The sequence below is a fragment of the Candidatus Rickettsia kedanie genome, assembly GCF_045865205.1.
Taxonomy (GTDB): domain Bacteria; phylum Pseudomonadota; class Alphaproteobacteria; order Rickettsiales; family Rickettsiaceae; genus Rickettsia; species Rickettsia australis.
In genome coordinates this window covers 1-18335 of the sequence record NZ_BAABMM010000004.1, presented here as the reverse complement: position 1 = coordinate 18335, position 18335 = coordinate 1, and the positions used below count along the sequence as shown (strand labels likewise).

Genomic DNA, 18335 nt, shown 5'->3' with positions numbered 1-18335 from the left:
ATTTGCTTCTCTTTTATATAAAACTAATAACTCTCTTGCAGTTTCATTTGAGAATGACCATTTAACCATTGCTTTTACAATAGGTAGGCTGAAAAATTAAAAACACCCTTTCTTGCTCTTCAAGTGGAATAAAATTTGATTTAACATTTCTTGATTTGTTAATGATCAAGTTCTGTAGGTAATCTAAGCAATTTAAGTTAAATGTTTTGCAAAAATTATTTATAGATGCTCTCGTAAGCTGATTATATGTGATGCTTGCTGATATATTCCTGTATTAATAGCATGTGAAAAATTGCCTTCTATTTTAAAATTTTACCTATATATGCGTTTCCATTATCCATTAAACTGCTCGTATTGAGTCATATATATTTGCTATTATTTGTGGAATTACTGAATTACCTAATTGCCTATAGCCCTTTAATCCATCTGCAACATAATGATCTTGGGGAAAACCCATTAAATATTTACATTCATTGATTGATAGTCTTCTTATCTTATCATTGATATCATAAAGACCGGTTCTAGCACCAACAACGCCACCAAAAGCTGATAAAGTTATTGAATGACCGAAAGAGCTGTAAATCCTTTCACCGTGATCGCTTTTATTAACTTGACCAATCCTAATTGGCTTTAATTGCTTTTCAATTGGCGTTTTATCTAAAATAACATCATCTCTATTAATATATAACCTTTTATCAACATCCTTTGCTAAAATATCATGCAGCAAAATCCTTTCATAAGACTTTTTCGGTTTTACATATTTGAGTGTATATTCACTGCTAAAGTCTTTTAGTAAACAAACAAAATAAACTCTTTATCTTGCTTGCGGTACCCCAAATAATGAAGCATTTAACACATTGCTATATACTTTATACATCTCATTTTTGGTCTATATTTCAATTACACTACCATTATTAATAGTCAGAATATTTTTAATATTATCAAGTAATAATATATAGGGTTTGTGATATTGTGCTATCCTGATTATTTCATAAAAGAGTCTACCATTATTATCTCCTATACCAAGCCTCTTACCTAAAATGCTAAAAAGATTGGCAAGGAAAAATCGGCACATAAAATATCATATAAAATATCATATAAAATATCATGTTTAGGGATTTTATTTTCTGATATTTCCGTAATATCACCGTATGGCTTATCACCAAAATTTCTTTTATATGCTTCTTGTACATCTTTGTCTATATCAGAAGAAAAAACACATTCAAGCCCTTTTGTTTCCAAGGCTTTTCTAAAACCACCGATACCGCAAAATAAATCTATAAACTTATACATAAAGTAAGTTATTTAACAAATTAAACTATATATTAGTACTCTCTTTTTTAGCCTTACTTGTTTTTACTTTTTCAGGTGATTTTTCCTTATCTATTTTTATAGTAGATGAATCATTAAAAGGAAATTTATTCTCCTCTTCTGAATCTAAAGCTCTACCGCTAAGTAAGTTTTTAATTTGCTGACCGGACAATGTCTCATATTCAATTAAAGCATTAGCTAAGGTATGCAGTTGATCTATATGTTTTGTCAAAATATCTTTCGCAAATTCATATCCTTGCGTAATAATTCTTTTAACTTCAGCATCAATTAACTCTGCAGTAGCTTCCGAGGTTGCATTATTAAGTTGTCTACCATACATATCATCACCGCTTGAACCATGGAATATCGGTCCTATTAAATCACTTAAACCTGCTTTTGTAACCATCGCTCTTGCAATATTAGTTGCACCTTTTATATCCGATGAAGCTCCTGAGGTAACTTTATTTCTACCGAAAATAATTTCCTCTGCTACTCTTCCTGCCATATAAACTGCTATAGATGATTCCATCTGTTCACGATTCTGAGAATATTCATCAGTTTCAGGAAGTCTTTGTACCATCCCGAGAGCATTACCGCGCGGTATAATCGTAGCCTTATGAATAGGCGATGCTGCAGGACAATAAAGCCCGACTAATGCATGTCCTCCTTCATGATATGCAGTCAATTTTTTTTCTTTTTCCGACATTGCAATAGAACGACGTGCAACCCCCATCAGCACCTTATCTTTTGCCTCTTCCATGTCGTGCATGTCTACTTCTTTTTTACCAAGCCTTGCAGCAATAAGAGCAGCTTCATTAACTAAATTAGCAAGTTCAGCACCGGAAAAACCCGGAGTTCCACGAGCAATAATTCGTGCTAATACCGTACTATTATATTTAATTTTCTTTAAATGTACTTTTAGAATTTGCTCACGACCGTTTATATCAGGGTTTGCAACGGCAATTTGACGATCAAACCTACCGGGACGTAGTAATGCACGATCAAGAACATCAGGACGGTTTGTAGCTGCAATGATCACAACTCCCTCATTTGCTTCAAATCCGTCCATTTCGACTAACATTTGGTTTAAGGTTTGCTCACGCTCATCATTGCCGCCGCCCATACCTATACCTCTATGGCGACCTACGGCATCAATCTCATCGATAAAGATAATACAAGGAGCATTACGTTTACCCTGTTCAAACATGTCGCGCACACGTCTTGCACCAACACCCACAAACATTTCAACAAAATCAGAGCCGGATATACTAAAAAATGGAACATTAGCCTCACCTGCAATTGCTTTAGCAAGAAGGGTCTTTCCTGTTCCAGGAGGCCCTATCAGTAAGCAGCCTTTCGGTATTTTACCGCCAAGCTTTTGGAACTTGCTTGGATCTCTTAAAAAATCTACTATTTCAGTTAATTCTTCTTTTGCTTCAGCGATACCTGCCACATCTTTAAAGGTCATTTTTGGTCCTTTATCTGATAGCAACCTAGCTTTAGATTTTCCAAACCCCATGGCTTTTCCACCGCCGTGCATTTGACGCATGAAAAAAAACCAACCACCTATCAATAAAAGCATAGGAAACCAAGAAATTAAAAAGCCTAAAAAGGTATTCATTCTTGTTTCAAGCGGCACCACTTCAATATTAACGTCATTACTAGTAAGACGATTTACTAAATCAGGATAATCAGGAGCATAAGTGTTAAAAGTAGATCCGTCATTTGAAGTGCCTGCAATTACTCTACCTTGAATTTTTACCGAATTAACGGTCTTTTCATCAACTCGTGTTAAAAAATCCGAGAAAGTTATATTATTTCTTCCGCCAAGTAAACCGTCAGATTGGAAAACATTAAAAAGTAATATTACAAAAACAAAAAGTGCTGCCCAAGCTATAATACTTCTACCTTGATTATTCATCGATATAAAACCTAATAAAAACTCTTATCGGTACTATAATTTAATACCGGTGTTAGCAAAAATGGGTGAAACGAGATACAAAATTTGGAGCAAACGATACTTCAAAGTTCCACATGTCGTTATCATAATATGATATATGTGGTATTGCTATAACTTTTTCAAGTATTTTAATTATAGGCAAGGTAAATAAAATTGCATTGTGGTTTTTGCAGGATAGATTTTTCAAAGGTTCTAAATCTAATTGTTTCTTTATCGTTTTATAATCTTCTAATGATAAATAAGTTATAACACAATCAGGAGTTTCTTGATTTTTCATGATACAAAATCTATTATCCCAAATAATGGATTTATCTAGTAATATTTTACTCTCAGGTAATTTTTTGCCGAATTCCCTGTATATAAGCAACTCGTTTTGTATACGCTTAATTACACAGCCATGAAGTGTATTCTTAAAGTTTACGTCTTGAGTAATTAATTTCAAAATAGGTTCTACCGAGTAAAAACGAGCTGCTCTAAATTGTCCGCTAATTATTATCAGTAAAAAATTAATTATTTGTACTTTCACCTCATTTGAAAACTTATCAAATTTAACTAAATCAAGAAAAGCAAAGCCATATTCAAAAATTTTGACTGCTTCGGCTATTGCTGATATTAACTCCTGTTTAAATTTATTATCCAGTAAATCATTAATTTTAAGCTGTTGTAAGATTATCTCGGCTTTAATATAGCCTGCGCCTTTAGCTAATTTTTGCCTAATAATATTTCGTCTATATTTATCAGATGAATTTGACTCATCTTCAAACCACTTTATATTATGACTGACTAAATACTCTACTAATTCACTTTTTGGAATATTATATAGCGGTCTAATGATTTGTATATTATTATACCAATTAATATTACTGCTACTAAGTCCAAATATACCGCTATTACGTTCTAATCTTAAACAAAAATTTTCTACGTAATCATCTTCATGGTGAGCAGTTAAAAGTACTAATATATCGAATTCTAGACATAGATTTGTCATCAAATCATAACGTCCTTCTCTTGCTCTTTCTTGTAAATTGGCAAAATTATTTTGATGATCAAAAGATAAACTATAATGCTTGCGATTTAGACTATTACTGATATTTTGGATATAATAGGTCTCTTGCTTCGACTGTTCCCGTAAGTTATGATCAACCGATATAACAGATAATTCTATATTATTTTTTTCTGCCCAAATATTAGCAAGATAAAGAAGTGCTACCGAATCGCTCCCACCGGAGACTGCAACCGCTATTTTAGATAAACCAAAATTACCTATTAGATTATTGATATTATACTCAAATTTTTCATATAGCATGGTTGAAAAATATTAGTATTGTTACAAATTTTAAGGATATCGTAGTTAATTCGGTAGTGTACGAATTATATTTTCCCGCATAGGTGGGACATTGTTGTATGGATACCAAACCGTCATTGAGAGGAACGAAGCGACGTGGCAATCCAGAGAATAATTAAAAAAATTCTGTAAAGCAGAATTTTTAACTAAATTGCCGCACTCACTTCGTTCGCAATAACGATAGAAAAAAATTTATGCTGACTCAGCTAAATCTTCTGAAGTTTCAGTCTTTTGTTCGCGTAAATAATCTTGTGCTTCTGATTCTGATCTTGCAACAATAACCGTAACTATAGCATTAAGCTCTGCATGGAGTCTTATTGCAACTGTATAAATTCCAGTAGATTTAATTTGTTTATCAAGAATAATATTTGAATGAGAGATATTATAAGATACATTTTTAGATAATTTATCGGCTATTTCCTTATTAGTAACCGAACCAAAAAGTTTACCGTCATCTGATGTTTGACGGATGAAAACTAATTCTTGATCTTTAATAAGAGCATTAATTTTTTCTACTTCTTCTCTTATTTGCTTATCTTTTGCTTCAAATTCGTGTTTTTGTTTCACTATTAGCTCTTTATTAGGCTCAGTAGCTCTAATAGCTAATTTTTGCGGTAAAAGATAATTACGACCAAATCCGTCTGCTACCTTGAGCATGTCACCAATTCTACCTAATTTTCTTACGGGTTTTATTAATATAATTTCCATGTATTATGCCTTTATTTAGCTTGAAATACAAAAGGTAATAACGCTAAAATTCTTGCAATTTTAATAGCATTATTTAGCTTTCTTTGTTTCTTTGCACAAACATTTGTGATCCTGCTTGGTAGCATTCTACCACCTTCAGAGACAAATTTTATTAAAAGCTCAGGATTTTTATAATCAATAACAGGTGCATTAGGCACAGAAAGGGGGCATCCTTTACGTCTTCTAAAAAATACTTTTTTAGCAGTTTTATCTCCTACCTTGCGAGTAGCTGTTTCACTAGCATTATTACTTTTTAACATTCTTTAACCTTAATTCTTACAAATTTAATCATTAATCGTTACATCAATTACCGGAGTATTCTCTGTACTCTGATTTTTTAATATTGGTGAAGGTTCACTGCTAATTGAATCTGCTTTAATTGTAAGAAATCTAATGATATTTTCGTTAAACTTCATTTTTCTTTCTAGCTCTTCTTTTACATTGCCAGCAATATCTAGACCTAAAAAATAATAATGTCCTTTTTTGTTATTACCGATTTTGTAAGCTAAAGTTCTTACCCCCCAATATTCTTTTTTTATGATAGTGCCATTATTATCTTTAATAATTTTAACAAAATCATCAACGATTTTATCTATATCGTTTAATGATACGTCTTGGCGTATAATAAAAACTGATTCATAAAAGCTCATGATATATAAAAATCTCCAACAAACAAACTTTAAAATAAAGCTATTTATAGCAACTAAAACTATTAAATTCAAGTGTTATCTTTAAAAATTATTATTCCTTTGTTTCTTTTTATAAAAAATTTGCTATAAACCCTAATAAATCAGAAAATTATTACAAAAGTTTTTGATTATTTACTAAATATTAATGGAGATTAATTCAGTGTTTGATAAGCTATTACCTGAAGTTTTTATTATAGAAGAAAAAAATAAAAAAGTGTTAATATTTCTTTAAGTAATGATATATAGAGAGCAGGATTTAATATAATTAGGGCTTCAACTTTAGAAAAAGTATTAACTTATTTTTTTAGTCAGCCGCTTGCTATCATGATTATTAGTGCAGAATTACAAGAAAATCCTTTAATAACAATAAATAACATTAGAAAAATTAATAAATTTTCTAAAACGCCCATAATATTTTTATTACCAAACAAGCAATTAAATTTAACAGAAATAGATGATAATGTACTATTTTTTTATAAGCCCTTTTTATCTAAGCAAATAGTAGATACTTTAAAGAGATTATTGGGACGTTCTAAGTCAGTTTTACAGGATAATATTATTAAATTTAAGAATATAAAATAGAATTAGAGAGGCCTTAGGGAAAGACAATTTAATTATTAAAACCGTTCGTTTTATCGGTTATTGTTTAAATAAGGATCATGATTAGGCTCTGTGAAGGAGCATTAATCTATTTTTTACTGTAAATCATAAGATTTTTTTGAGATAGGAACAACTATTACTGCACAAATCTTATTAATTTTCGTTAAAAAATATCTTAAAATATAAATATTTAAATTCTCCTTCACATAACCTAGAATTTTGTTGTCAAAATTTTCTTTGTATTTACGCATTCAGTATGTTAATATCTACTAATTATGTTTATGTATACTAATAATATAAAATATAATATAGATTTTATTCGTTGCCAATTTAATTATTTTATAACTAAAAACTGTAAATTTTATGTTAAGTAAACTAAATAAGCCTGCTTTATTTGCTTTAATATTTTATCCTATTTTTATTATATCTCTTGTAATTAAATATTCGTTTGATTATGGGATAGGACTAACTGAAGTTATTTTTATAATTGCTAGTTATTATATTAATAATATTACCGTTGGGATTGGTTTGCATAGGTTATGGTCTCATAATGCCTATAAAATAAATAAATATGCCGAGTTTGTCTTAATTATGCTGTCTGCAGGAACATTACAAGGACCGGCTTTATCTTGGGCATCGAATCATTATAAACATCATGCTAAAACAGATACAGATCAAGACCCGCATAGCCCTTTAAAGTTTGATAATAAGGTTTTAGGTTTTCTTTGGTCTCATATAGGGTGGATGCTAGTCGGAAGCGGTAGCTATAAGTCTATTGATCGCGTTACTTGGGCTAAGCACGGAAAAAACAATTTATTAAAATGGCAGCTAAAATATTATTGGCAAATAGCAGCTTTTATGAATATCGTCGTGCCTTTATTTATCGGTTACTTAGTCGGTGGTACTATACAATCGGCATATGCAGGATTTGTATTTATGGGACTTGGTAGATTCCTACAGCAGCAAGCAACATTCTGTGTTAATTCTTTATGTCACTTTGCCGGTAGTAAAAAATATTACAAAGGCACTGCCGGAGATATTTGGTGGATGGCATTATTCTTACTCGGTGAAAATTGGCACAATTACCATCATGCTTTCCCTTCAGATTATCGTAACGGTGCAAAATGGTATCATTTTGACGTTCACAAATGGATAATATTTTTAATGAGTAAAATAGGTTTAGCTTCAGCACTTGAACGTACTACAAAAGTACGTATACAGGCAAAAATGCAAGAAACTTTAAGCTATCTTAGTGGAAAACAAAAGCAACAATTGACTTTAATGCAAACTAAAATAGATCATTTATTAGAAAATCTATGCTTAAAAATTAAAGAGCTAGAAGAATCATCTATTACTATTAAAGCACAATTTAAAAAATCTTTTGTAGAAATACAAGAATCACTTAAAAATTTAGCAGAGCAAATAAGTTCTGCAACGCAAATAACAGACAAACCTTCGGAAAAATTACTAAAAATAGTTAATAAAAAAATTATTGATGCCGAACAATCTATTTATAAGCTGTATAATCAATTCAATACCTTAAAGGTATCTAATTAGGCATTATTAAATAAAGATAAATATCGTCATTGCGAGCGAGTCTTGTTGCGTGGATCGGCAAGCACACTGGGTGTCATTCCCGCGTAGGCGAGAATTCAGTAAAACCTACAAAAAACTTGTTTTTTTAGGTTTATTTTGTCAAATTAAGATTATTTTTGATTCCTGCTTTCGCAGGAATTACATGGATGTCCATGTAACAACGTCTCCTAGCAATGACGGATGAGCCGGTCCACGCAACACAATACATTATTGTCATAACACAAACTCTCATTTTTTACTTAACAATGTCTCTAATTAGTGTCAATTTGAATGATAAAAATTTTAGGTATAGAATCAAGCTGTGACGATACAGCTGTTGCTATAATCACCGAAAATCGAGAAATCTTATCTAATATAATCATTTCACAAAATACAGAACATGCAGTGTTTGGAGGGATAGTCCCTGAAATTGCTGCACGTTCTCACTTATCGAATTTAGATAAAGCATTAACAAATGTTTTAAAAGAGAGCAATACTAAATTAATAGAAATTAGTGCAATTGCCGCAACTTCCGGTCCGGGCTTAATCGGCGGTGTTATAGTCGGTTCAATGTTTGCAAGGTCGCTAAGCAGTGCTTTAAAAAAACCATTTATTGCAATTAATCATTTAGAAGGTCATGCCTTAACCGCAAGGCTAACTGATAATATCCCTTATCCTTATTTACTCTTGTTAGCTTCAGGTGGACATTGCCAATTTGTAGCAGTCCTAGGGCTTGGGAAATATAAAATATTAGGATCTACTATAGATGATGCCGTAGGTGAAGCCTTTGACAAAGTAGCAAAAATGCTAAACTTAGCATTTCCTGGAGGACCTGAAATTGAGAAAAGAGCAAAACTTGGCGATCCTCATAAATATAAATTTCCAAAACCTATAATTAACAGCGGTAATTGCAATATGTCCTTTTCAGGGCTTAAAACTGCCGTGCGTACTTTAATAATGAATTTGCAAGAAATTAATTATAAAGAATGTCATCATTTAGAAAGCTTCAGACAAGATGAATTTAAGGAAGAGTTTGCACAGCGTACAACAACAGTACATGAGCACAGGCGAAAACCGCAAAATTCGCTTGTATCAAGCTTTCTAAATGATGATTTAATTAATGATATAGCGGCAAGTTTTCAGTTCACCATAGGAGAAATTCTAAGTAGTAAGGTACAGGATGCTATTAGAGCATATGAACAAATAACAAATAATTTTGATAAGAAGAATATAGTTATTGCCGGCGGTGTTGCTGCTAATAAATATTTACAAGAAATATTAAGTAATTGTGCTAAAACATATGGTTATCAGCTTATTTATCCACCTATCTGTTTATGTACCGATAATGCTGCAATGATTGCATATACAGGACTTGAGCGTTACAATAATAAGTTATTTACTCCTTTGCATTTCTGTCCAAAAGCTAGATGGAGTTTAGAGGATATTAGTAAATAAATTTTAATATTGACACTTCTGAATTTAGTAGTATGATAGATAATTACCATGAAACATGGTAATTATCTATATAAAAAAGAGGTAAGTTTATGAGCAATAACAATTATGAAAACATAGACAAAGCATTACACTGTTTTTCAGAAGCAACAAATTCTGCCTATTCAGCCGTAAATAATTTTTTAGCACTACCTAATGTATTTAATAAATATCCTACTGTTATTTCTGTAATTTGTTCTAAAACAGCAAAATTAGACTCTAATATAACCAATATGATTAAAAACGGTGTTATTATGTATGAGATATCAATAACCTTAATAAGTGCCGTAAATACTTTTTATAAAGATACAAAACTAGTTGATCAAATATTCAAAGACGGACAAAATGCTATGAATAAGTTTATTGAAACAACAACCTATTTATTGCCAATAGTTACAGATATTACAAATTCTTACTTCGTTGATCCGTATAAAGAAGACAAAGCACTATTATTTGATTTACAAATTCCTAACTCTACTAGTAATGATTGTTATACATTATCAGGTACTGAAAGTGTAACATTAACTGAACTTGAATGTTATTAACTCTAAATTGATACGAATTATGGATAAAGATTTATCCATAATTCGGAAGTAATATTTCTTTTTTATATCAAGTTATGATATCAATTTGTGAAGTATCGGATCCTAATGTATAAGTTTCCATGTATCATATATGATTGGCTTGTTTTTCATACTAATACATAGTGTATGATCATCATCGTACTTAACGTTAGTTATTTCAAACTTAGTATTTGGCAATGCTACTATTTCCTTTTCTCCATCGTGTCATATAGCAGAGATATCAGCTACCTACTAGAGGGGAATTCATTTCAATTTCATATTCAATATTAATTTGATTCGGTTTTAATTCATCTGACATATGATTATTAATAATACTCTGCTCAGAAGTTGTAGACATAAACCGCTCTGTAGAATATTCATTTCCTATGTTAAATTATACCCACCTCTGATTTTTCTCTTGTTTCTCCACGCCAAGTAGTAAGATTTTCAACTTGCCCTTGACTCATTTGGTATTGATCATTAGTTAGTATTATTAAAGTACATTGCATTTCATAGGATTCTTTTGTTTTATCATACAACCTCATATAGCCGGTTTCTTTGAAATCTTTACAATGCAAAAAATTCTCTAAAAGTTATACTGTTATTATCATCTAATTCTGCTTCATTGTAAGCATCAACATATTCTACAAGCTTGACTCCATCTTGTTCTTTTAATTCTTCCAGCTCATTTCAGAAGTAGATTTCTTCAATATTTCTTCTGCTGTTTCGTAATCTATTTCATCATCATTATACATAATGCTTCACACCTCCGTTCATTAGCTTTTTATTATATCTAACTTACTTATTTATCAAAGTTAGAAGGATATTTATAATAAAGTAATAGACTAGACTCAAGAAAGATTAATGAGAATTATGAATTATGCAATAATTTAGTTTTCGTACGCAGAGCTTAATCAATTATCTTTATCCTTAGCTTTTCCTTTTCTCTACCTATTTTCACGATATTACCGCTACTTATTTCGCCTGCTAAAATCATCTTGGCTAAATTATTTTGTATTTCCCTCTGGATAAGGCGTTTTAAGGGTCTTGCTCCAAAACTTGGATCATAGCCTTTTTCGGCTAAATAATTTAAAGCAGATTCATCAAATTCAAGAATAATATTTTGTTGTAACAAAATTTTCTTTAAGCTTCCAAGCTGTATCTTCACTATATCATGAATATTATTACGATTTAGCCGATGGAATAATATAATTTCATCTAACCTATTTAGAAACTCCGGCTTAAATACTTTTTTTACATATTCCATAACCCCATCTTTTACTTTATATGTATCTTCGTCCTCTTTCTGATTAACGAGTATCTCAGCACCTAAATTAGAAGTTAAAACTATAATAGTATTTTTAAAATCAACTGTGATACCCTGACTATCGGTTAATCTTCCATCATCAAGTATTTGCAGCATAATATTAAATATATCGGGGTGGGCTTTTTCAACCTCATCAAATAATATGACCTGATATGGGCGACGTCTTACTGCCTCTGTTAGCACTCCACCTTGATCATATCCTATATATCCTGGAGGAGCTCCTATCAGACGAGAAATAGCGTGCTTCTCTATATATTCCGACATATCTATACGAAGTATCGCATTACGGTCATCAAAAAGAAAACCGGCTAAGGCTTTGGTAAGCTCAGTTTTACCAACTCCTGTCTGTCCTAAGAATAAGAACGAACCAAGCGGGCGGTTAATATCTTGAATACCTGCACGTGATCTTCTAACTGCATCACTGACCCCTTTAATTGCTTCATCTTGTCCTATGACCGATTCACGTAGTTTCTGCTCCATCACAAGTAGACGCTCACGCTCACTTGATAGCATCGTATCAATTGGGATACCAGTGATACGAGAGATAATATTTGCTATATCGCTTTCCGATACAATTTCTTTTAATAGCCCTTTATTATCCATACTTTCGGCTTCCTGAATCTTTTTCATAATCTCAGGTATAATTCCATATTTTAGCTCACTAGCTTTAGCGAGATTAGCGTCACGCTCGGCACGCTCTAGATTGATTCTTGCTCGTTCTAACTCTTCTTTAAGTTTTTGGGCTTGCTGTAGTTTAGACTTTTCTGCCTGCCATTTAGCGTTCATATCGTATGATTTAGATTCTAATTTTTCGAGTTCCTCGGTTAAATGGGTAATTTTCTTTTTAGAATGCTCGTCATTTTCTTTTTTAAGTGCTGCAAGCTCAATTTTTATCTGAATAATACGGCGATCTAGCTCGTCAAGCTCTTCAGGCTTACTTGACAATTCTATTTTCATACGGCTACAAGCTTCATCAATCAAATCAATAGCTTTATCAGGTAAATAACGATCGGTAATATAACGGTTTGATAACGTCGCTGCTGCAACTATCGCACTATCGGAAATTCGCACTGCATGATGCAGCTCGTATTTTTCTTTAATTCCTCTAAGTATTGATATAGTATCCTCAACCGTCGGCTCACTCACGTAAACAGGCTGGAAACGGCGAGCAAGTGCTGCATCTTTCTCGATATATTTACGATATTCGTCTAGAGTAGTAGCACCGATACAGTGCAGCTCACCACGAGCAAGCATTGGCTTTAGTAAATTCGAGGCATCCATAGCACCATCGGTTTTTCCCGTACCGACTAATAGATGTAATTCATCGATAAATAAAATAATTTCACCGCTTGATTCTTTGATTTCACTAAGTACTGCTTTAAGACGCTCCTCAAATTCACCTCGATATTTAGCACCTGCTATTAATGCTCCCATATCAAGCTCAATAATACGGCAGTTCATAAGCGACTCAGGTACGTCCTGACTAAATATACGTTGTGCAAGCCCCTCTATTATAGCAGTTTTACCGACTCCGGGCTCGCCGATCAATACAGGGTTATTTTTCATACGTCGTGATAGTACCTGCACTGTTCTTCTTATTTCTTCATCACGTCCAATTATCGGGTCAAGCTTACCGCTTTCGGCAAGCTCTGTGACATCTCTGCCGTATTTCTTTAGAGCATCGTAACTATTTTCTGCTGATTCGGTATCTGCTTTTTTGCCTTTACGAAGCTGTAAGATAGCTGCTGCTAATTTTTTACTATTAATTCCATTATTCGTTAAAATTTTACCGGCTATAGTATTATCATAAGTTAATGCTTCAAATATACGCTCTATGGTTACAAAGCTATCCCCACTGTCTTTAGCAATACTACTAGCTTTTTCTAAAACTTTAAGAGCTTCAGCAGAAGAATAAACTTTTCCCCCTCCCGCAACCTGAACTTTTGGGATTTTATTTAGTTCTAGCTGCACTTGATCTTTTAATAATTTTATATTACCGCCGGTATTATTAATAATGGTTTGAATTATACCTGTTTCTTCACTTAAAAGACTAGATAATAAATGCAAAGATAATATTTGTTGATGATCGTTTTTAGCAGCAATAGATTGGCTACTAGCTATCACTGATTTAGCATGTGCAGTAAATTTATCAATATTCATATAAATAACATATTTTAATTAATAAAGTTAAATATTTTTATAGACTATTTTTATATAATAATTTTTAATTAAAATAACAAGAGATGAACAAACTACATATAGAATTTTATAATGCTTTCATCATTAAAAAAACAATTTGATAATGATGAAGCGTTTTTATTAAATCATACAAAAGAATTTTTAACTATATCCGGAGTAGGCGTTCCTTTAGAAACAAATAGAGCTAAAATTGAAGAAGCTGTTGAAAAAGGCAGCTTTACCGAGGCATTACAGGTTTTAGCAATTTTACGTCATGAGAAAACCAGTATAAAGCTTACTAAAATTGAAGGAAAAAATGGCGAAACTTCAATATTAATACGTGACGGTCATAACAATCCTAATGAAAAAATTGTTTTAGGCACTGAAGCTTTTGAAATGCAATATTTAAACGCTATCAGAGGAGCTATAGACAGAGCAAATACTGAAAATAAACCTGAGCTTGTGCTGAAATTAAATAAAGCAGCAGTAAAATTTATTAATCATTTTCATGCTTTGAATATGGAAAAATCACATCATTTATTTTTTAGAGAAGAGGCAATGAATGTTTGTATTAAAAATGCAACTGATAGAAAAAAAGCATTAGATGCAATAAAGTTAGAGTTATCGGATAAATTGTTTGTAGATTGCTTTCAAAAAGTATTTCCTAATTTAAATTTTGTTAAAGTTATGGTAAAACTTGAACCTAAACCGTAATTTGAACATGGCCCTGTGTTTGAATCTGACGCAATAGAGGTATTATTTTTAGATATAGATGAAAATGGTGTTATAACGATAGTAGGTTATGTTAAACAATAAATTTATTTAAAATAATGACTAGCATATACCACATTCTTGACCGTGTGCCTACTATTTATAAGCAGGATATGGAAATAGAGTATGAGCATTTGGCGATGCAGTTAATCAAATCTGGTAAATTACGGATAGATACCGATGATTGCTGCAATTTTGCAAGATTTACCGAGCCTGCTCTTAATATAAGCTTGATGGTTAGTAAAGAAGAACTAACAAGCCCGAATTTAATCCCTGAAACTACCAAGCTTTTTCAAAATTTATATAGAAACGCTGTTTCAGATCAGAAAATAAAATCAATTTTTGACAATTTAAAAAAGCAAATACAAAAATTGCAGCCGGTTAAGAAAGAAGTAACCGAAATGTTGGCACGTCTTTTTGTTCAGTCGGCTCATCCGATCGTAATAAGATGGCTTCTTCTTAATAAGACGGAAGTATTTCTCACCTATTCGCATAATATCGGCGATATGATGGATATGGTTAGCTGGCAACGAGTGGGCGGTAATAGCGGTATGCAAAGCACTAACGGCAAGGACGTAGCTATTTTTGTTTCATGCGGCGGTAATCCTTTTGCTGAAAACAATAAAGAGCATCCGACTTACGGTAATGGCTGGTCTGCCATTGCTAGGCTTCAGATTATCGCAGCTCAAGAACTTGGGCATTTTGCTGATATAAAAAGAGATGATAAAGGCAGACAAATAACTCGCCATTCGGCTAATTTCTCTGGTACTAAAGCTACCGATAAAGTACGAATTGCTAGAAAAAGTGATATAATAAATTGTCATAATTTGCTGAGTAAGCTCCTTAAAGCAGGTATGAAAAAACAACTAGATTATGAAACGAAACTTAAATTTTATAATGCAAATAAAGTCAGCGGTTTAAAAGTTTATGCTATAAAATTCATGATTTTTATATATAAATTTCGGCTTTTAAATTATAGCAGTAAGAATAATCTAATATTTGTAAGAAAATTTAAAACCGATAAATATATGGCATTAATGATTGATGCTATGTTTAAAGATATGCAAGCTAATTTGTCACCAAACGCTGAAGTGTATAAAAATAAAAACCCTGAAATTGAAGAAGCTATAGCCTGTATTGAGGCACTCGCTAGAGTACCGCAACAAGCCGTAAAATGGGGATATTTAACTACCAAAGAAACTATGCATGACCTCTATAAAATATATTATAACGAGGTTATACCTTCTTTAATTACTAGCTATAATGCTGTCACTGGTGAAAATTATAAACGTGATTTTAAAAAACCAAAAAGTAGCTTCTTTTCTAAAATCAATATCTTTAGTAACAAAAAGCTAATACTAAAACCGGTTCGGGAATTATGATTATACAGATGTGAAATGCAGAATAGTAGACGAAGCTAAACTTCAAAAATAGCAAGGAATTCACAAGGAGAGGAACGTAGCGTATACTTAAATACGTGAGTACCGCAACTATTGTAGAATGACATAGCCAATTTTTGAAGTTTATCGAGTATATATTGCTTTTATAAGAATTTAGTGTTATATTTAATATAAAGTTATATATAAAAAATGATATGACAAGCTTATCTATTACTCAGCTAGTAATGAAATTGCTAAAAAGCTAGGATTATCTAGAACAGCATTTATTCGTCAAGCCATTATACATGAACTCAATAATCTTCAGTCTCAATTTGAACAAAACGATATTATAAAAAGCTTTAATGCAATGAAAAAATCTAAAAAATATCTAGAAGAAATGACGGAAATCACTGAAAACTTAAATTCAGAATTACTAGGTCCTGTGAAGGAAAAATGGTGTAGCAAAAAGAAATATTAACACGGGGTGATATTTATTTGGCTAGGCTTGATCCTGCTAAAATAAACGAAGTTGGACAAATACGTTCTGTAATAATATTAAATTCACAAACAATATTAGATTTTATTCCTCCTATAATTTTTATTTGTCCTCTTAGCAGCCAATCACAACCGCAATTTAGTCATCTTCATTAGATTTCTTGTATAACGCAGCTAATAAGGAGGAATTTGTAGGAGACACGGAACGCAGAACCGCAGCGTACACTTGGTACGTGAGGATTCGAGTACCGGGTCGACGCACAAATTACCCTTAGAAGCAAGTTATGCACTAATAGAACATTGCAGGTCAATAAGCATAACAAGCATTATCTATACAAGATTAGCACAGGCTACTTCTTATGAAGTAAATCGTATTTTACGTATTCTATAACAATTGGTTGCTGCATAAAACTATGGTATCGGACAATTTTGTTTAATGTTATTCTTGTGAAAGTAGGAATCCAGAAATAACTTCAATATTGATATAGAAGTTACATATTTTGATAAAATAAACAGATAAAAAACAAGTTTTTTATCTGTTTTACTAGATTCCCACCATTGTTGCGTGGATCAATTTTACCTCTGTCATCCCGTGGCTTGACCACAGGATCCAGTAAAAAATACTAAAATTATTAGTATTTTTTATTGTTTTTATGGACCACGTGGTCAAGTAACTAGGTGACACAGTGGGTTTTACCGAGCCACGCAACAATCGCGGTCAAGCTACCAGATAACACTAATGCTATTAGAACAATATCTTTAACTTTAATGAACCTTGATGGCTAGTATATTTGCTTAGGTTGCTTATTGCTAAAGCTATTTACTATGGAAGCATGCAATCCCGGTACTATTTGAGTATCATTTGATAATCTCATAGGAGCGGTTAATTTTATGTCCGCAATACCAGTAGTTAAGTTACCGGATTTACCTGCAACATACATATTATTCACCCCTGTACCGGTTTCGGTATAAGCATTATCTTTATATGTATTATATCTAATACCGATATTAGGCATTAAATTTATACCGTCCATGACAGAGAATTGATAACCGACATTACCCTCAAAACCGTAAGCTTTGCTTGTATATTTACCGCTAGCCGTTTTATAGCTATTAGGTCCGACCGGTCTTAAATCCTTCTTGTTGATTTGACTGTTACTTGCTGAAAATATTTCTTGTAATATAAGACCATTACTAAATTGTTGTTGACCGTTATAGAGAAATAATATCGCTTTCTACTGATAATTTATCACCAGTGCTTGAACCTTTAAACTTAATAAAGTCATAGTTCATCCGGCTATATGCAATACCAACAGGCTATTTTCCCCGATGTAAAGATCACAGCCGGATAGTACCGCCGGATACCGTGCCTTTATAGCTAGGATTACCTTTATATGCATCTTGATTACTTGAAACGAAAGTACCGGCAATCCATAATCCTTTTTTAGTCATTATAGGGTTTTCTTCATCACCTGCTGCAACGGCTATCATAGTACCGCCTGATAAGTGATTATTAATATTAGCAGTTGCCTGCTTCAGCCGTAACATTTGCTACACTAACCGATCTTGTTCCTTGCTCAGTTAAATGCTCTACTACTTTTTTTGCATTATCAGGTGCAACTTGAGCTAAGTTTACTAAAAATAATAAAGATTGCTCTTGCTTTGTTTTACTCACTACGATGGTATCATCATGAGCAACTTTAGCCACTTCGTTAAGCTCAGCTTTATTATTAATTAATGTCCCTATCGGGGATGAGAAATCCCTTCGCCTAAAGGTGAAGGGAAGATATAATGAAGTTACCTTGGCAACGAATTTATAAAGAGATATGAGGAGTTATAGAAAAAGTAGCCATAGCCAGTATGATTTGAAAGTACACATTATATGGATACCAAAGTATAGAAAG

The 18335-nt window shown here is 32.3% G+C and carries 17 protein-coding genes and 4 pseudogenes; 9 read left to right on the top strand and 12 right to left on the bottom strand.

The features are described 5' to 3' along the window. Positions 1–340: 340 nt before the first annotated feature. The 7 genes and pseudogenes from ACKTSD_RS00355 to rpsF all read right to left on the bottom strand — a co-directional run bounded on the left by ACKTSD_RS00355 (position 341) and on the right by rpsF (position 6013). Positions 341–988, bottom strand: a pseudogene (locus ACKTSD_RS00355) (DNA cytosine methyltransferase). A gap of 24 nt (positions 989–1012) precedes the next feature. Next, positions 1013–1242 (bottom strand): annotated as a pseudogene (locus ACKTSD_RS00350) (DNA cytosine methyltransferase); the annotation flags it as partial. 76 nt (positions 1243–1318) lie between these two features. Further along, complete coding sequence (gene ftsH, locus ACKTSD_RS00345) at positions 1319–3232, bottom strand: ATP-dependent zinc metalloprotease FtsH (RefSeq protein WP_412707480.1); 1914 nt, start codon at positions 3230–3232, stop codon at positions 1319–1321. Positions 3233–3284: 52 nt separating this feature from the next. Further along, positions 3285–4577 (bottom strand): tRNA lysidine(34) synthetase TilS, encoded by a 1293-nt coding sequence (tilS, locus tag ACKTSD_RS00340; protein WP_412707479.1) that lies wholly within the window; start codon positions 4575–4577, stop codon positions 3285–3287. A 231-nt stretch (positions 4578–4808) separates the two neighbouring features. Then, positions 4809–5324, bottom strand: a complete 516-nt coding sequence (rplI, locus tag ACKTSD_RS00335) for a 50S ribosomal protein L9 (RefSeq protein WP_412707478.1) — start codon at positions 5322–5324, stop codon at positions 4809–4811. Between the two features lie 11 nt (positions 5325–5335). Continuing rightward, a complete protein-coding gene (gene rpsR / locus ACKTSD_RS00330; RefSeq protein WP_010420625.1) occupies positions 5336–5623 on the bottom strand; it encodes a 30S ribosomal protein S18 in 288 nt (95 codons plus the stop codon). Between the two features lie 24 nt (positions 5624–5647). After that, the gene (gene rpsF / locus ACKTSD_RS00325) at positions 5648–6013 is read right to left on the bottom strand and encodes a 30S ribosomal protein S6 (protein WP_412707477.1); all 366 of its coding nucleotides are present in this window, start codon (positions 6011–6013) and stop codon (positions 5648–5650) included. A 363-nt stretch (positions 6014–6376) separates the two neighbouring features. Between rpsF and ACKTSD_RS00320 the strand changes: the two genes are divergently transcribed. From ACKTSD_RS00320 to ACKTSD_RS00305, 4 genes are all read left to right on the top strand, one after another. Further along, on the top strand, positions 6377–6634 hold the full coding sequence (locus ACKTSD_RS00320) for a hypothetical protein (RefSeq protein ID WP_412707476.1): 258 nt from the start codon (positions 6377–6379) through the stop codon (positions 6632–6634). Between the two features lie 381 nt (positions 6635–7015). After that, positions 7016–8209 carry a fatty acid desaturase gene (locus tag ACKTSD_RS00315; RefSeq protein WP_412707475.1) on the top strand — a complete coding sequence of 398 codons (1194 nt, stop codon included), beginning with the start codon at positions 7016–7018 and terminating at the stop codon, positions 8207–8209. A gap of 309 nt (positions 8210–8518) precedes the next feature. Further along, on the top strand, positions 8519–9682 hold the full coding sequence (gene tsaD, locus ACKTSD_RS00310) for a tRNA (adenosine(37)-N6)-threonylcarbamoyltransferase complex transferase subunit TsaD (RefSeq protein WP_412707474.1): 1164 nt from the start codon (positions 8519–8521) through the stop codon (positions 9680–9682). 89 nt (positions 9683–9771) lie between these two features. Beyond that, complete coding sequence (locus ACKTSD_RS00305) at positions 9772–10263, top strand: DUF5424 family protein (RefSeq protein WP_412707473.1); 492 nt, start codon at positions 9772–9774, stop codon at positions 10261–10263. A 407-nt stretch (positions 10264–10670) separates the two neighbouring features. Here the strand turns inward: ACKTSD_RS00305 and ACKTSD_RS00300 are convergent, their stop codons facing one another. Beyond that, a complete protein-coding gene (locus ACKTSD_RS00300) occupies positions 10671–10859 on the bottom strand; it encodes a hypothetical protein (RefSeq protein ID WP_412707472.1) in 189 nt (62 codons plus the stop codon). Between the two features lie 332 nt (positions 10860–11191). Then, positions 11192–13768 (bottom strand): ATP-dependent chaperone ClpB, encoded by a 2577-nt coding sequence (clpB, locus tag ACKTSD_RS00295; RefSeq protein ID WP_412707471.1) that lies wholly within the window; start codon positions 13766–13768, stop codon positions 11192–11194. 111 nt (positions 13769–13879) lie between these two features. Here clpB and ACKTSD_RS00290 point away from each other — a divergent pair, with 111 nt between their 5' ends. From ACKTSD_RS00290 to ACKTSD_RS00270, 4 genes and pseudogenes are all read left to right on the top strand, one after another. Beyond that, positions 13880–14500: a hypothetical protein gene (locus ACKTSD_RS00290; RefSeq protein WP_412707470.1), complete on the top strand. Its 621-nt coding sequence runs from the start codon at positions 13880–13882 to the stop codon at positions 14498–14500. 116 nt (positions 14501–14616) lie between these two features. Further along, positions 14617–15939, top strand: a complete 1323-nt coding sequence (locus ACKTSD_RS00285) for a DUF2748 family protein (protein ID WP_412707469.1) — start codon at positions 14617–14619, stop codon at positions 15937–15939. A gap of 468 nt (positions 15940–16407) precedes the next feature. Continuing rightward, complete coding sequence (locus ACKTSD_RS00275; RefSeq protein ID WP_412707498.1) at positions 16408–16587, top strand: type II toxin-antitoxin system PemK/MazF family toxin; 180 nt, start codon at positions 16408–16410, stop codon at positions 16585–16587. Continuing rightward, positions 16581–16753: pseudogene (locus ACKTSD_RS00270) on the top strand (palindromic element RPE1 domain-containing protein); the annotation flags it as partial. The gene ACKTSD_RS00275 and the pseudogene ACKTSD_RS00270, both read left to right, overlap by 7 nt. Before the next feature lie 460 nt (positions 16754–17213). Here the strand turns inward: ACKTSD_RS00270 and ACKTSD_RS00265 are convergent. From ACKTSD_RS00265 to ACKTSD_RS00255, 3 genes are all read right to left on the bottom strand, one after another. Then, positions 17214–17603 carry an autotransporter outer membrane beta-barrel domain-containing protein gene (locus ACKTSD_RS00265; RefSeq protein WP_412707497.1) on the bottom strand — a complete coding sequence of 130 codons (390 nt, stop codon included), beginning with the start codon at positions 17601–17603 and terminating at the stop codon, positions 17214–17216. A gap of 166 nt (positions 17604–17769) precedes the next feature. Further along, a complete protein-coding gene (locus ACKTSD_RS00260; protein ID WP_412707468.1) occupies positions 17770–17979 on the bottom strand; it encodes a hypothetical protein in 210 nt (69 codons plus the stop codon). Continuing rightward, complete coding sequence (locus ACKTSD_RS00255) at positions 17951–18139, bottom strand: hypothetical protein (RefSeq protein WP_412707467.1); 189 nt, start codon at positions 18137–18139, stop codon at positions 17951–17953. The genes ACKTSD_RS00260 and ACKTSD_RS00255 overlap by 29 nt, the downstream gene beginning before the upstream one ends. Before the next feature lie 118 nt (positions 18140–18257). Between ACKTSD_RS00255 and ACKTSD_RS07790 the strand changes: the two are divergent. Continuing rightward, positions 18258–18335: pseudogene (locus ACKTSD_RS07790) on the top strand (IS200/IS605 family transposase); the annotation flags it as partial.

Excerpts from the sequence above, each read along its gene's own strand:
- rplI (WP_412707478.1), bottom strand. The coding sequence starts at position 5,324 with ATGGAAATTATATTAATAAAACCCGTAAGAAAATTAGGTAGAATTGGT.
- rpsR (WP_010420625.1), bottom strand. The coding sequence starts at position 5,623 with ATGTTAAAAAGTAATAATGCTAGTGAAACAGCTACTCGCAAGGTAGGA.
- rpsF (WP_412707477.1), bottom strand. The coding sequence starts at position 6,013 with ATGAGCTTTTATGAATCAGTTTTTATTATACGCCAAGACGTATCATTA.
- ACKTSD_RS00305 (WP_412707473.1), top strand. The coding sequence starts at position 9,772 with ATGAGCAATAACAATTATGAAAACATAGACAAAGCATTACACTGTTTT.
- ftsH (WP_412707480.1), bottom strand. The coding sequence starts at position 3,232 with ATGAATAATCAAGGTAGAAGTATTATAGCTTGGGCAGCACTTTTTGTT.
- ACKTSD_RS00285 (WP_412707469.1), top strand. The coding sequence starts at position 14,617 with ATGACTAGCATATACCACATTCTTGACCGTGTGCCTACTATTTATAAG.
- tsaD (WP_412707474.1), top strand. The coding sequence starts at position 8,519 with ATGATAAAAATTTTAGGTATAGAATCAAGCTGTGACGATACAGCTGTT.
- clpB (WP_412707471.1), bottom strand. The coding sequence starts at position 13,768 with ATGAATATTGATAAATTTACTGCACATGCTAAATCAGTGATAGCTAGT.
- ACKTSD_RS00315 (WP_412707475.1), top strand. The coding sequence starts at position 7,016 with ATGTTAAGTAAACTAAATAAGCCTGCTTTATTTGCTTTAATATTTTAT.
- ACKTSD_RS00320 (WP_412707476.1), top strand. The coding sequence starts at position 6,377 with ATGATTATTAGTGCAGAATTACAAGAAAATCCTTTAATAACAATAAAT.
- tilS (WP_412707479.1), bottom strand. The coding sequence starts at position 4,577 with ATGCTATATGAAAAATTTGAGTATAATATCAATAATCTAATAGGTAAT.
- ACKTSD_RS00290 (WP_412707470.1), top strand. The coding sequence starts at position 13,880 with ATGCTTTCATCATTAAAAAAACAATTTGATAATGATGAAGCGTTTTTA.
- ACKTSD_RS00260 (WP_412707468.1), bottom strand. The coding sequence starts at position 17,979 with ATGTTACGGCTGAAGCAGGCAACTGCTAATATTAATAATCACTTATCA.